This is a genomic window from Xanthomonas hortorum (assembly GCF_011305375.1).
Classification (GTDB): Bacteria; Pseudomonadota; Gammaproteobacteria; order Xanthomonadales; family Xanthomonadaceae; genus Xanthomonas; species Xanthomonas hortorum_E.
In genome coordinates, this window is record NZ_VCME01000028.1 from 38,833 (window position 1) to 52,847 (window position 14,015).

General features: G+C 65.2%; 12 protein-coding genes. All 12 read left to right on the forward strand.

Annotated features, from left to right (window positions below; all coding sequences use genetic code 11):
- Positions 1-38: 38 nt before the first annotated feature.
- The 12 genes from FFY45_RS20535 (at position 39) to recJ (ending at position 13,671) form a co-directional block, all read left to right on the forward strand.
- Positions 39-287 carry a FeoA domain-containing protein gene (locus tag FFY45_RS20535; protein ID WP_176341873.1) on the forward strand — a complete coding sequence of 83 codons (249 nt, stop codon included), beginning with the start codon at positions 39-41 and terminating at the stop codon, positions 285-287.
- Positions 284-2,143 carry a ferrous iron transporter B gene (gene feoB, locus FFY45_RS20540; RefSeq protein WP_176341840.1) on the forward strand — a complete coding sequence of 620 codons (1,860 nt, stop codon included), beginning with the start codon at positions 284-286 and terminating at the stop codon, positions 2,141-2,143. Before FFY45_RS20535 ends, feoB begins: the two co-directional genes overlap by 4 nt.
- 1 nt (position 2,144) lies before the next feature.
- Positions 2,145-2,399 (forward strand): DUF6587 family protein, encoded by a 255-nt coding sequence (locus tag FFY45_RS20545; RefSeq protein WP_176341841.1) that lies wholly within the window; start codon positions 2,145-2,147, stop codon positions 2,397-2,399.
- Between the two features lie 58 nt (positions 2,400-2,457).
- Positions 2,458-2,958 (forward strand): hypothetical protein, encoded by a 501-nt coding sequence (locus FFY45_RS20550; protein WP_055823490.1) that lies wholly within the window; start codon positions 2,458-2,460, stop codon positions 2,956-2,958.
- Between the two features lie 258 nt (positions 2,959-3,216).
- The gene (locus FFY45_RS20555; RefSeq protein ID WP_176341842.1) at positions 3,217-4,419 is read left to right on the forward strand and encodes an aminotransferase-like domain-containing protein; all 1,203 of its coding nucleotides are present in this window, start codon (positions 3,217-3,219) and stop codon (positions 4,417-4,419) included.
- Positions 4,420-4,563: 144 nt separating this feature from the next.
- Complete coding sequence (gene dapB, locus FFY45_RS20560) at positions 4,564-5,280, forward strand: 4-hydroxy-tetrahydrodipicolinate reductase (RefSeq protein ID WP_006451524.1); 717 nt, start codon at positions 4,564-4,566, stop codon at positions 5,278-5,280.
- 239 nt (positions 5,281-5,519) lie between these two features.
- Positions 5,520-6,647, forward strand: a complete 1,128-nt coding sequence (gene carA, locus FFY45_RS20565) for a glutamine-hydrolyzing carbamoyl-phosphate synthase small subunit (RefSeq protein WP_176341843.1) — start codon at positions 5,520-5,522, stop codon at positions 6,645-6,647.
- Complete coding sequence (locus tag FFY45_RS20570; RefSeq protein ID WP_176341844.1) at positions 6,647-7,198, forward strand: hypothetical protein; 552 nt, start codon at positions 6,647-6,649, stop codon at positions 7,196-7,198. The genes carA and FFY45_RS20570 overlap by 1 nt, the downstream gene beginning before the upstream one ends.
- Before the next feature lie 57 nt (positions 7,199-7,255).
- Positions 7,256-10,498, forward strand: a complete 3,243-nt coding sequence (carB, locus tag FFY45_RS20575) for a carbamoyl-phosphate synthase large subunit (RefSeq protein ID WP_176341845.1) — start codon at positions 7,256-7,258, stop codon at positions 10,496-10,498.
- Positions 10,499-10,506: 8 nt separating this feature from the next.
- Complete coding sequence (gene greA, locus FFY45_RS20580; RefSeq protein WP_172453391.1) at positions 10,507-10,971, forward strand: transcription elongation factor GreA; 465 nt, start codon at positions 10,507-10,509, stop codon at positions 10,969-10,971.
- Positions 10,972-11,014: 43 nt separating this feature from the next.
- Complete coding sequence (locus FFY45_RS20585; RefSeq protein WP_176341846.1) at positions 11,015-11,935, forward strand: phosphoglycerate mutase; 921 nt, start codon at positions 11,015-11,017, stop codon at positions 11,933-11,935.
- Positions 11,932-13,671 carry a single-stranded-DNA-specific exonuclease RecJ gene (gene recJ, locus FFY45_RS20590; protein WP_176341847.1) on the forward strand — a complete coding sequence of 580 codons (1,740 nt, stop codon included), beginning with the start codon at positions 11,932-11,934 and terminating at the stop codon, positions 13,669-13,671. The genes FFY45_RS20585 and recJ overlap by 4 nt, the downstream gene beginning before the upstream one ends.
- The last annotated feature ends 344 nt before the right edge of the window (positions 13,672-14,015 follow it).

Consider the following 14,015-nt stretch of genomic DNA (forward strand, 5'->3'; position numbering starts at 1 on the left):
TAGAATTGAGAACCATTCCTAACAATCAGGCCGTCTTTGTGACGTTGTCCGACATGCCTTTGCATCGCGCTGCCATCGTGGACTCGGTAGAGGATCGCCAACCTAACGACACGATCGCCCGGCGCCTGCGCGAACTGGGCTTTGTCGCCGGCGAAGAAGTGACGGTGCTGGCGACCGGGCCGGTCGGGCGCGAGCCGTTGCTGGTGCAGGTCGGTTACACGCGTTTTGCGTTGCGTCGCAGTGAGGCCGCACGCGTACAGGTTCGGCAAGAGGGAGTGCAGGCATGAATGCGGCAAGCGTTCCGCTGCGTCTGGCGCTGGTGGGCAATCCCAACAGCGGCAAGACCGCGCTGTTCAACCAGCTGACCGGCAGCCGGCAGAAGGTGGCCAATTACACCGGCGTCACCGTCGAGCGTAAGGAAGGGCATTTCCGTGCGCCGTCCGGGCGCGACTTCGCGGTGCTGGATCTGCCCGGCGCCTACAGCCTGCAACCGGCCAGCCTGGACGAAGCGATCACCCGCGATCTGTGCCGTGGTTTCTATCCCGGCGAACCGGCGCCGGACGTGTTGGTCTGCGTGATGGACGCCACCAACCTGCGTCTGCATTTGCGCTTTGCGCTGGAGCTGCGCGAGTTGGGCCGGCCGATGATCGTGGCGCTGAACATGGTCGACGCCGCGCAGCGCCGCGGCATCGTCATCGATCTGCCGGCTTTGGAACAGGCGCTCGGTGTGCCGGTGGTGGAAACGGTGGCGGTGCGACGCGGCGGCGCCAAGGCGCTGGTGGAGCGCATCGATGCGCAGGCCGCGCACCTGGCCGCACCGACCGCGACGCCGCCGGCCGGTGGTAACTATCACGCGCAGGTGCGGCAGATCCTGAGCGCATCGGTGACCATGCCCACCCGCACCTCGCGCGTGGACGACGCACTGGACCGTTGGTTGCTGCATCCGATCTGGGGTCTGGTGACGCTGGCGGTGGTGATGTTCCTGATCTTCCAGGCGGTGTATGCCTGGGCCACGCCGGTGATGGACCTGATCGATGCCGGCACCGCGATGCTGGGCGAGTGGGTGGGTACCACGCTGCCGGAGGGCCCGCTCAACAGCCTGCTCAAGGACGGCATCATCGCCGGCCTGGGTGGGGTGATCATCTTCCTGCCGCAGATCCTGATCCTGTTCGCCTTCATCCTGGCGCTGGAAGAATCCGGTTATCTGCCGCGTGCGGCGTTTTTGCTGGATCGCATGATGGCCGCGGCCGGATTGTCCGGGCGCTCGTTCATTCCCTTGCTGTCGAGTTTTGCGTGTGCGGTGCCGGGCATCATGTCCACCCGCAGCATCCAGGATCCGCGCGACCGGCTCGCCACCATCATGGTCGCACCGCTGATGACCTGCTCGGCGCGCCTGCCGGTCTACGCGTTGTTGATCGGCGCCTTCATTCCGCAGAAGACCGTGTGGGGCATTTTCAATCAGCAGGGGCTGATCCTGTTCGCGCTGTACGCCGCGGCCATCGTCAGTGCCTTGCTGGTGTCGTGGACGATGAAGAAGTGGCGCCGCGACAAGAGCGAGCATCCGTTGATGCTGGAGCTGCCGTCCTACCGCCTGCCGCATCTGCCGGACCTGGCGCTGGGGCTGTGGGAGCGTGCGATGATCTTCCTCAAGCGCGTCGGTGGCATCATTCTGGCCCTGACCATCCTGCTGTGGTTCCTGCTGTCGTTTCCGGCCGCGCCGGCCGACGCCACCTTGCCGGCGATCGATTACAGCTTCGCCGGGCGTATCGGGCATGCGATGGCCATCTTCTTCGCACCGCTGGGCTTCAACTGGCAGATCTGTATCGCGCTGATCCCGGGTTTGGCCGCGCGCGAAGTGGCGGTTGCATCGCTGGCAACGGTGTACGCACTGTCGGCTGCCGATGACGATGCCGCCGCGCAAGCCTTGTCGCCGCTGATCAGCGATGGCTGGTCGCTGGCCACCGCACTGTCGCTGCTGGTCTGGTACATCTACGCGCCGATGTGCATCTCCACGCTGGCGACCATCAAGCGCGAGACCAACTCGTGGAAGCAGATGACCATCAGTGCGGTGTACCTGTTCGCGCTGGCGTATCTGGCCTCGCTGGTGACCTATCAGCTGGCCGTGCTGCTCGGAGCCGGCTGAGGTGGATCTCTCGCTCACTCTGCAATACGTGGTCATTGCATTGGCAGTGCTGCTGAGCGTGTGGGTGGTGATGAAGAAGCAGTTCCCAGGCGTCTTGCGGCGTCTGCGCGGCGCGCTGGCGATCGGGCTGCTGCGCGAGGGGCGACCTGCGTGGATGCACACCTTGGGGCGTCGCGTTGCACCACCGGCGACGCAGAGCGCTGCGGCCTGCGGTGGTTGCGACAGTTGCGGGCCCACGCCGCCACGTAGTCACTGACGCGCCTGGTCCTCTACACTTGCGCGGCCGCAGGATGCGGCGGTACAGGGGGCAGGCGATGCGTTTGTTGGTGTTGTTGGCAATCTTGGCCGCCGTTGCGGGCATCTATAACTACGGCGGCAATGCGCTGGACGAAACGCAGGTGCGCGATTTCTACGCTGCGCACGATAAAGCGATGCTGAGCCAGGACGGCGAGGCGCTGTGCGCGATGACCGCGCCGGAATTCGAAATGGTGGTGTTGTACCGCATGGACTCGCACCAGAAGCGGCAGACCGCCACACGCGAGAAATACTGCAAATCCAATGGCGAATGGGCGCAGGTGCTGGGTCAGATGCGCCATGTGGCACCTCCGGAAGAGTTGATCGACTACAAGCATTCGATCACCAAGATCGAAATCGCGCCCGATGAGGCCTCGGCCATGGTCGAGACGCGCGCCACGCTCGGTTTGCCGGGCCTGCGCATGACCTTCCGCTCGCGCGACAAGGTGATCCGCAAACGCTGGAAGACCTTGATCGAACGCAGCGAGGGCACTGCCTGGGTTGGCCCGGCGTACGAATAAGCGCAGCTGGCAACATCGCCTGCCATCATCGGGCCGGCGCCATCGCTGCGCGCGTGACGATTGCCTTGGTGGCTGGCGCGAACGCGTGTACATCGGCGTCGCCGCAGGACGATGTCGCTAGCGCCAGCGCAACGCGAGAAAGCGCATCGCAACACGTGGCGAGGGTGGATGCACCGGTAACGCCGGCATTGGCCGAGTGCCATCGTCAACGCTGCAGTGCACAGCGCGTCGGCCACAGGCCTTCGCTATGCTTGACCGATGACGACCTCCTTCCAGATCTCCCGACGTGCGCAGGCGCTGACCAGTTCGGCGATTCGCGAAATCCTCAAGATCACCGAGCGGCCGGAGGTGATTTCCTTCGCCGGTGGCTTGCCGTCGCCGGCCACCTTTCCGGTGGAGCGCATGCGTGCGGCCAGCGATCAGGTATTGCGTGATGCGCCGCAGGCCGCGCTGCAATACGGCCCCACCGAAGGGTATGCGCCGCTGCGCGAATGGGTGGCCGCACGCCTGAGTCGCGACGGCGCCAGCATCCGGCCCAGCCAGGTGCTGATCACCACCGGCTCGCAACAGGGCCTGGATTTACTCGGCAAGGTCTTTATCGACGAAGGCAGCAAGGTGCTGGTGGAAACGCCGAGCTATCTGGGTGCGTTGCAGGCGTTCTCGTTGTTCCAGCCGGCGTTCGTGGGCATGCCCTCGGACGACGACGGTGTGGTGGTGGAGGCGCTGGACCCCGCCATGTTGGCGGACGCGCGTTTTCTGTACTGCCTGCCGAATTTTCAGAATCCCACCGGGCGTCGCTTGCCGCTGGCGCGGCGTCAGGCCCTGGTCGCCCGCGCAGCCGAGGCCGGCGTGCCGATCGTCGAAGACGATCCGTACGGCGAGCTGTACTACAGCGGCCAGCCGCTGCCGAGCTTGCTGTCGCTTAACCCGGAGGGCGTGATCTATATGGGCTCGTTCTCCAAGGTGCTCGCGCCCGGGTTGCGACTGGGCTATGTGGTCGCACCGGAGGCGGTGCTAGGCAAGCTGATCCAGGCCAAGCAGGCGGCCGATCTGCACACCCCGTCGTTTACCCAGCGCCTGGTCTACCAGACGCTGCAGGACGATTTTCTGGAGACGCATATCCCGCAGATCCGCGCCTTGTATGCGCGCCAGTGCAGGTTGATGCTGGAAGCGCTGGATCGCCATTTCCCGTCACAGGTGCAGTGGAATCGTCCCGAAGGCGGCATGTTCCTGTGGGTGAGCTTGCCGCCCGGTCTGGATGGCACGGCGCTGCTGGCCCGTGCGATCGCGCGCAACGTCGCCTTCGTGCCGGGCGCGCCGTTCTACGCCACCTTGCCGCAGACCAATACCTTGCGGCTGTCGTTCGTGACCGTGCCTGGCGAGAAGATCGATGCCGGCATCCGGATCCTGGGCGAGGTGCTGCGCGAAGCGCTGGCCGAGTTACCAGGGCAGGGCGCATAACCTCGGCCAGCACGCCACTGCAAAGCGCACCGATCGCGACAACGCCGGCCCTGCTCGGCGCTTTTGCGTTTTTCGACTCCCCAATCCCGACTCCCCAATCCCGGCTATCTTGTACAACCCACATCGCCTAGCTAGCCTGCCGCCATGACAACGTCTCCTGTGAAAGTTCTGATCCACGGCGCCTCCGGGCGGATGGGCAAGGCATTGCTGCGACTGGCCGCTGAAGACGAGGGCTTGCACGTCGTCGGCGCGGTGGTGGGGCGTTCGCCGTCGCAACGCGTGGTGGACGGCGTGCCGTATTTCGCCGCCAGCGAACTCGGCGGTGCGCCGGCCTTCGATGTGGCGATCGACTTCAGCCTGCCGCAAGGCTTCGCACCGATCCTGGCCTTGTGTGCGCAACGCGGCAAACCACTGGTGTCCGGCACCACCGGGCTGGACGATGTGCAGCGCGCTGCGTTGCTCGACGCTGCGGGCAAGATCCCGTTGGTGTGGGCGTCCAACTTCAGTCTGGGTGTCGCGGTGCTCACCGAGCTGGTGGAGCGTGCCGCCGGAAGCCTGCCGGGTTGGGATTGCGATATCGTCGAGGCGCATCACGTGCACAAGCAGGACGCGCCATCCGGCACCGCACTGACGCTGGGCGAAGCCGCCACCGGTAGTGGCGCGCAGCCGCGCTTTGCCAGCCTGCGTGCCGGCGATATCGTCGGCGAGCACACTGTGCAGTTCACCGGGCTGGGCGAACGGGTGGAACTGATTCACCGCGCCAGCAACCGCGACATCTTCGCGCGTGGTGCGCTGCATGCGGCCAAACGTCTGATCGGCAAGCCGGCCGGCAGCTATCGGGTGCGTGACCTGGTGCTGTAACCCGGCGCGCAACCGCGCATGAATGGCGAGCTGCTCTAGCAGCGCATTCACCTCGCTGTTGCGATGTCACTGCGGCATCGGGCGCTCTTCAGGCTGGCATGCCGGGGCACTTGCCTTTACAATTCTCGCTTGCCCGAACCAGCGTCGGACCGGTCCTCAGCACCGCGTCCGCGCTTTGCTGCAACCGGAATTTGGCCGGAAGCGCATCGGAGTCCCAGGCAGCCAGAGCGAGACCCCACGTGACCCAACCCGCAATCCTTGTCCTCGAAGACGGCACCGTGTTCGAGGGCGAATCCGTAGGCGCCAACGGGCTTTCCGTCGGCGAAGTGGTGTTCAACACCGCCATGACCGGTTATCAGGAAGTCCTGACCGATCCGTCCTATGCCCGCCAGATGGTCACGCTGACCTATCCGCATATCGGCAATACCGGTTTCACCGATCAGGACGACGAGGCCACAAAGATCTGGGCCGCCGGCCTGATCGTGCGCGATGTGCCGCGTCGTCCCAGCAGCTGGCGTAGCGAAGTGGCTTTGCCGGAATGGCTGCAGGCCCGCGGTGTGGTGGCCATTTCCGGCATCGACACCCGCAAGCTGACCCGTCTGCTGCGGCAGAAGGGCGCCCAGAACGGCGCGCTGATGGCCGGCGAGATCGACGTGGAAAAGGCACTGGAAGCCGCGCGCAGCTTCCCCGGTCTGAAGGGCATGGACCTGGCCAAGGTGGTTTCCACCGAGGCCAGCTACAACTGGCAGGAAGGCTCGTTGGATCTCAATTCCGACACCTTCGCGCGGGCCGAGCTGAAATACAAAGTTGTCGCGTACGACTACGGCGTCAAGCTCAACATCCTGCGCATGCTGGCCGATCGTGGTTGCGACGTTACCGTGGTACCGGCGCGCACGCCGGTCGCCGAGGTGCTGGCAATGCAGCCCGATGGCGTCTTCCTGTCCAACGGCCCGGGCGATCCGGAGCCCTGCGATTACGCAATCGCGGCGATCCAGGAATTGATCTCCAAGAAGGTGCCCACCTTCGGCATATGCCTGGGCCATCAGCTGCTGGCGCTGGCCGCCGGTGCCAGGACGGTCAAGATGACCACCGGCCACCATGGCGCCAATCACCCGGTGCAGGATCTGGACGGCGGCCGAGTGATGATCACCTCGCAGAACCATGGTTTCGCGGTCGACGAAAGCACGTTGCCGGCCAATGTGCGGGTGACCCATCGTTCGCTGTTCGATGGCACCAATCAGGGCATCGCACTGACCGACGCCCCGGCGTTCTCGTTCCAGGGCCACCCGGAAGCTTCACCGGGCCCGCGCGATGTGGGGCCGTTGTTCGATCGGTTTACTGCGTTGATGGCCGAGGCAAAGTCTTGATGCGGGTGTGCCTGCTGCTGGCGCTGTCCTGCACGGTGGGCGCAGTGCATGCCGCGCCGGCCAGCGATGGCGCGGTCAAGACCCTGGTGACCCGGTTGGGGATGGGCGGGCTTGGAACCGACATGGCCGAATTGACGGTCAAGAGCACGCCATCCTTGAGCGCGCTGGATGATGCGCAGCGCGTCTGCGCGCGCAAGCCGATCCAGGACATGATCGACCAAGGCTTCCGCAGCTCGATGATCACCGGTCTCGGCGACGACGGCGAGCAGGTGGTTGCCGATTGGGCGCGGTTTCTGGATACCTCCGCAGGCAAGTCGCTGGCGAGCGCGTTTGCCGGTTCCAACGCGCAGACGATCGCCGACAGGGCCGGTGCAGGCCTGGATCAGAAGGCACGTGCCGAGCTGGACACGTTCCTGCGCAGCCCCTCCGGCGCCCGTCTGATGGCCGCGCTGGATGCCGCCTCGCCGATGCCCGACGACCACGAAGCACGCATGGCGAAAGACCTGAAGGCGCAGTGCGGAATTGTGCTGACCGCCGATGACGTTTCCTGATCGACAGCGTCCGATCACTCCCCCTATTTGTCACGCTGTCCAGACTTAGAGAAGACAATGCCAAAGCGCACCGACCTAAAAACCATTCTGATCATCGGCGCCGGCCCGATCGTCATCGGCCAGGCCTGCGAGTTCGATTACTCCGGCGCGCAGGCGTGCAAGGCGCTGCGCGATGAGGGCTATCGCGTAGTGCTGGTCAACAGCAATCCGGCCACGATCATGACCGACCCGGACATGGCCGACGCGGTGTACATCGAGCCGATCAACTGGCAGACGGTCGAGAAGATCATCGCCAAGGAAAGGCCCGACGCCCTGCTGCCGACCATGGGCGGGCAGACCGCGCTGAACTGCGCGCTGGATCTGGCTGACCACGGCGTGCTGGAGAAGTACAACGTCGAGCTGATCGGCGCCAAGCGCGAAGCGATCCGCATGGCCGAGGACCGCGAGCTGTTCCGCGTGGCGATGGGCGAGATCGGCCTGGATTGCCCCAGGGCCGAAGTGGCGCACACGCTGGAAGAAGCGCTGGATATCCAGACCCGCGTCGGTTACCCGACCATCATCCGCCCCAGCTTCACGTTGGGCGGCAGCGGTGGTGGCATCGCCTACAACCGCGAAGAGCTGATCGAGATCGTCGGCCGTGGCCTGGAGCTGTCGCCGACCACCGAAGTTTTGGTGGAAGAATCGGTGCTGGGCTGGAAGGAATTCGAGATGGAAGTGGTCCGCGACACCGCGGACAACTGCATCATCGTCTGCGCGATCGAAAACCTCGACCCGATGGGCGTGCACACCGGCGACTCGATCACCGTGGCGCCGGCGCAAACGCTCACCGACAAGGAATATCAGCGTCTGCGCGATGCCTCGATCGCGGTGCTGCGCAAGATCGGTGTGGATACCGGCGGCTCCAACGTGCAGTTCGGCATCAGCCCGACCAACGGCCGCGTGGTGGTGATCGAAATGAATCCGCGCGTGTCGCGTTCGTCGGCGCTGGCCTCCAAGGCCACTGGCTTCCCGATCGCCAAGGTTGCCGCCAAGCTGGCGGTGGGCTACACGTTGGACGAGTTGAAGAACGAGATCACCGGCGGTTTGACCCCGGCCTCGTTCGAGCCCTCGATCGACTACGTGGTCACCAAGATTCCGCGCTTTGCCTTCGAGAAATTCCCGCAGGCCGATGCGCGTTTGACCACGCAGATGAAGTCGGTGGGTGAGGTGATGGCGATGGGCCGCACCTTCCAGGAATCGCTGCAGAAAGCGCTGCGTGGCCTGGAAACCGGCAAGATCGGGCTGGACCCGACCGGCCTGGATCTGAGCAGCGAAGACGATATCGCCGCGCTCAAGCGCGAGCTCAAGGCCCCGGGCCCGGAGCGTTTGTTCTATGTGGCCGATGCGTTCCGTGCCGGCATGAGCGTGGCCGATATCTACGCGCTGTCGTTTATCGATCCGTGGTTCCTGGATCAGATCGAAGAACTGATCAGTCACGAACAGCAGCTGGCCGATGAAGGTCTGGCCTCGCTGGATGCCGCGCGCCTGCGCACGCTCAAGCGCGCCGGTTTCTCCGATGCCCGTCTGGCCGAGTTGACCGGCACCAACGAAGAATCGGTGCGCACGCTGCGCCGCGCGCTCAAAGTTCGCCCGGTCTACAAGCGCGTGGATTCGTGCGCGGCCGAATTCGCCACCAGCACCGCCTATCTGTATTCGACCTACGAGGACGAATGCGAAGCGCTGCCGACCGATCGCGACAAGATCATGATCCTGGGCGGTGGCCCCAACCGTATCGGCCAGGGCATCGAGTTCGATTACTGCTGCGTGCACGCGGCGCTGGCGCTGCGCGATGACGGCTACGAGACCATCATGGTCAACTGCAACCCGGAAACCGTCTCCACCGATTACGACACCTCCGACCGTCTGTATTTCGAGCCGTTGACGCTGGAAGACGTGCTGGAAATCGTCGAGCTGGAAAAACCCAAGGGCGTGATCGTGCAGTACGGCGGCCAGACCCCGCTGAAGCTGGCGCGCGCGCTGGAAGCCAACGGTGTGCCGGTGATCGGCACCTCGCCGGACTCGATCGATCTGGCCGAAGACCGCGAGCGTTTCCAGCAGTTGGTCGACAAGCTGGGCCTGAAGCAGCCGCCGAACCGCATCGCGCGCAATTCAGAAGAAGCCTTGGTGCTGGCACGCGAGATCGGCTACCCGCTGGTGGTGCGTCCGAGTTATGTGCTGGGCGGTCGCGCGATGGAGATTGTTTACGGCGAGTCCGACCTGGCGCGCTACGTGCGCGATGCGGTCAAGGTCTCCAACGATTCGCCGGTGCTGCTGGACCGCTTCCTGGATAACGCAGTGGAAGTGGACGTGGACATCATTGCCGACAAGGACGGCAACGTGCTGATCGGCGGCTTGATGGAACACATCGAAGAAGCCGGCGTGCATTCGGGCGATTCGTCGTGCTCGCTGCCGCCGTATTCGCTCTCGCCCAAGACTCAGGCCGAGCTGCGCCGTCAGGTCGTCATGCTGGCCGAAGGCCTGAACGTGGTCGGGCTGATGAACACGCAGTTCGCGGTGCAGGTCGATGAGGCCGGCGACGATGTGGTGTTCCTGTTGGAAGTGAACCCGCGTGCCTCGCGCACGGTGCCGTTCGTGTCCAAGGCCACCGGCATGCCGTTGGCCAAGATCGCCGCACGCTGCATGGCCGGCAAGACGCTGGCCGAGCAGGGCGCCACCAAGGAAATCGTGCCGGACTACTACTCGGTGAAGGAAGCGATCTTCCCGTTCGCCAAGTTCCAGGGCGTGGACCCGATCCTCGGGCCGGAGATGCGCTCCACCGGTGAGGTGATGGGCGTGGGCCGCAGCTTCAGCGCCGCGTTCGCGCGCGCGCAGGAAGCCGGCGGCATCAAGGCGCCACCAGTGGGCAAGGCGTTCGTGTCGGTGCGCGATCCGGACAAAAAGCGCGTGTTGCCGGTGGCGCAGGCGCTGGTGGAGCGTGGCTATACGTTGGTCGCCACACGTGGCACGGGCGCCTGGCTGCAGGAAAACGGGTTGAGCTGCGAAATCGTCAACAAGGTCGCCGAAGGGCGCCCGCATATCGTCGATTCGATCAAGAACGGCGAGATCGTGTACATCGTCAACACCACAGAAGGTCGCGCCGCCATCTCCGATTCGTTCTCGATCCGGCGTGAAGCGCTGCAGCATCGCGTGACCTATTCGACCACTGTCGCCGGCGCCAAGGCGCTGGTGCATTCGCTGGAATTCCGCGGCACCGGCCCTGTGTGGTCGCTGCAGGAACTGCACAAGGAGCTGCAAGCATGAGAGCACCCATGACCGCGAAGGGCGCCCAGCGTCTGCGCGAAGAACTCGATCAGCTGAAGTCGGTCAAGCGCCCGGCGGTGATCAGCGCGATCGCCGAAGCGCGTGCGCACGGCGATCTGAAGGAAAATGCCGAATACCACGCCGCGCGCGAGCAGCAGAGCTTTATCGAAGGCCGCATCAAGCAGCTGGAAGGCGAGCTCTCGCATGCCGAGATCATCGACATCACCAAGTTGTCGGCCGGTAACAAGATCGTGTTCGGCGCCACCGTGACGCTGGCCGACACCGAGACCGACGAAGAGAAGCGCTACCAGATCGTTGGCGATCTGGAAGCGGACATCAAGCTGGGCATGATCGCGATCTCTTCGCCATTGGCACGTGCGTTGATCGGCAAGCTGGAAGGCGATTCGGTCACCATCGACGCGCCGGCCGGCCAGCGCGAGTACGAAGTCGTCAGCGTTGCCTATCTAGATTGATTGCCTGGACTGATCCACTGCCATTGATCGACGCCACCGACCGATGACGACCGCAACGCTGCTGCTGCCGGAAACACGCCGTCTACCCGGCGAGTTGGGCGACACGCCGGTGGCGCGTGCGCTCGCGCGTGCCGACCAGCAAACCACCGAGTCCGGCGAAGTGGCGCAGTTGCAACGCCACTTCAGCTTGACGCCTGCGCAGTGGCCGGTGGCCGCGCTGACCCGTCAGCTCGATGCCGGCGATGCAGCCGGTGCGACCTGGGTACGTGCCGATCCGGCCTATGTGGTGCCGGACATGCAGGGCGCGCGATTGATGGGGTATGGCGAGGCGCTTGGTCCCACGGCAGAAGATCTGGAGGTGTTGTTGCCGATCCTCAAGCCGATGTTCGGCGATGCCGGGTTTCTGCTGGATGCGCCAACGCCCTCGCGCTGGTATCTGCGCTTGTCGCCGGATGCCAAGCTGCCGGAATTCGCGCCGCCGGATCTGGCGATCGGCGACGACTTGTTCGAGCATCTTCCCGCCGGCGATGTGGGCCGGCGCTGGCGCGCGTTGTTGACCGAAGCGCAGGTGCTGCTGCATCAGCATCCCTGGAACGAGGGCCGCGTGGCCAGCGGCAAACCGGCGATCAATTCGCTGTGGTTCTGGGGCGGCGGCGTGCTGCCGCATGCGGTGAGTTCGCCGCATCGGCAAGTGCGCAGCCGCGAGTCGCTGCTGCGTGCGCTGGCCCTGGCGGCCGGCGCCGATGCGCAGGGCGAACAGCGCGTGGATGCCTTGGTGGATCTGCGACATCTGCGCTCGCTGCAGCAATTCAGCGACGATGCGGTTGCGCCGTTGCTGGCGGCCATGGCGCGTGGCGAACTGGATCGGCTGGTGCTGGATTTCCAGGACGGGCAAACCGTCTCGCTGACACACGCGCAACGCTGGCGTTTCTGGCGCAAGCCGCGCTTACAGCTGGCGCAATGACCTCTACTCCGCAGATCGTCCGGCGCCCGCCCGGGCAGGCCGGCAGTTGGCCCGATGCCATGTTGCCGCTGTTGCGCCGCATCTATGCCGCGCGTGGCGTCACCGATACGCACGGCGCGCATCCGCGGTTGGGGCAACTGCTGTCGCCGGAGTTGCTGCACAACAGCGACGCTGCCGCCGAACTGCTGGCCGATGCGATCGCACACCAGCGCCGCATCCTGGTGGTGGGCGATTTCGATTGCGATGGCGCCACCGCATGCGCAGTTGGCGTGCGCGGCTTGCGCATGCTCGGCGCGCTGGATGTGCATCACGCAGTGCCCAATCGCATGGTGCACGGCTATGGCTTGTCGCCTGCGCTGGTGGACGAACTGGCCGCGTTGCAGCCGGATCTGCTGGTCACCGTCGATCACGGCATCGCCTGTCACGCCGGTGTAGCCGCGGCCAAGGCGCGCGGTTGGACCGTGCTGGTCACCGATCATCACTTGCCCGGCGAGGTGTTGCCGCCTGCCGATGCGATCGTGGATCCGAATCTGGCCAACGACACCTTCCCGAGCAAGTCGTTGGCCGGCGTCGGGGTGATCTTCTATGTGCTGCTGGCATTGCGCAGTGTGCTGCGCGCGCGCGGCGCATTTGCCGACCGCACGGAACCGGATCTGTCGGTGTTGCTGGATCTGGTCGCGGTCGGCACGGTCGCCGATCTGGTGCCGCTGGATACCAATAATCGTGCGCTGGTGTCGGCCGGCTTGCGCCGCTTGCGCGAGGGCAGGGGCTGTATCGGACTGCGCGCCCTGATCGATGCCAGCGGTCGCGATGTGGTGCGCCTGAGCGCCAGCGACATCGGATTCGCGCTCGCCCCACGCCTCAATGCCGCGGGCCGGCTCGAAGACATGGCCTTGGGCATCGAGCTATTGCTCAGCGAAGACTGGAGCCGCGCACGCGAGATCGCCGGCACCCTGGAAGAGATCAACGCCGAGCGCCGCGCGGTGCAGCAGTTGATGACCGATGACGCCGAGCAAGCCGTCACCAAGGTGGTGCTGGATGCCGATGGCGCGTTGCCGATCGCGGCCTGCCTGTTCGATGCCGAGTGGCATCCCGGCGTCATTGGATTGGTCGCTTCCAAACTCAAGGACCGCCTGCATCGCCCGGTGATCGCGCTGGCGCCGGCCGAGCCGGGTAGCAGCCTGTTGCGCGGCTCGGCACGGTCGATTCCCGGCCTGCATATCCGCGATGTGCTGGCGGCGGTGGATGCGCGCCATCCCGGCCTGATCCAGAAGTTCGGCGGGCATGCGATGGCCGCCGGGTTGAGCATGGATCACGCCGCGCTGGCCACGTTTGAACAGGCATTCCGGTCGCAAGTGCAATCGATGGTGGATGCCTCGCTGCTGCACGCCGAACTGCACAGCGATGGCGAACTGGCTGCGCACGAACTCGATCACCTGCATGCCGAAGCGCTGCGCGTGGCCGGGCCGTGGGGGCAGGGCTTTCCCGAACCGCTGTTCGATGGTCAATTCGAGGTGCTGCAGTGCCGCGTGCTCAAGGAGCGCCATCTCAAGTTGACGCTGCGTTGCCCCGGGCGCGCCGAACCGCTCAACGCGATCCACTTCAACGGCTGGCGCGGCAGCGAACCGGGCCGCATGGTGCGGCTGGCCTATCGCCTGGTCAGCGACGATTATCGCGGCGGCACGGCGGTGCAATTGATCGTCGAACATTGCGAGCCGGCAACCGTCACTGGCTGATCTGCGGGCCCAGCGTTCTTTCTACGCTTTGTTGGCTGCACCTGGCCTCATCTGGATGTTTCCAAGCCGCATTGGTCGAGGGCGCGGTGTCCTCACCGCACCGCTCGCGGGACACGCCTTTCGCGGGACACGCCTTGAATCCGTCCGTGTAGGGCGCTGAGGGTACGGTTCTAAGCGCGCGGCTGTCAGTCGCTGGCTTCGGTGGGGGCGGCAGCCGCTGGCTTCGGTAGGGGCGGCAGCGCGGCCGGGGATCGGCTCCTCGGCTCGGTCAGACATCCTGTCTGACTCGCCGCGCGGCACATCCGTGTGCCGCTCTCCGCCAATCCCCGGCCACGCTGCCCCCC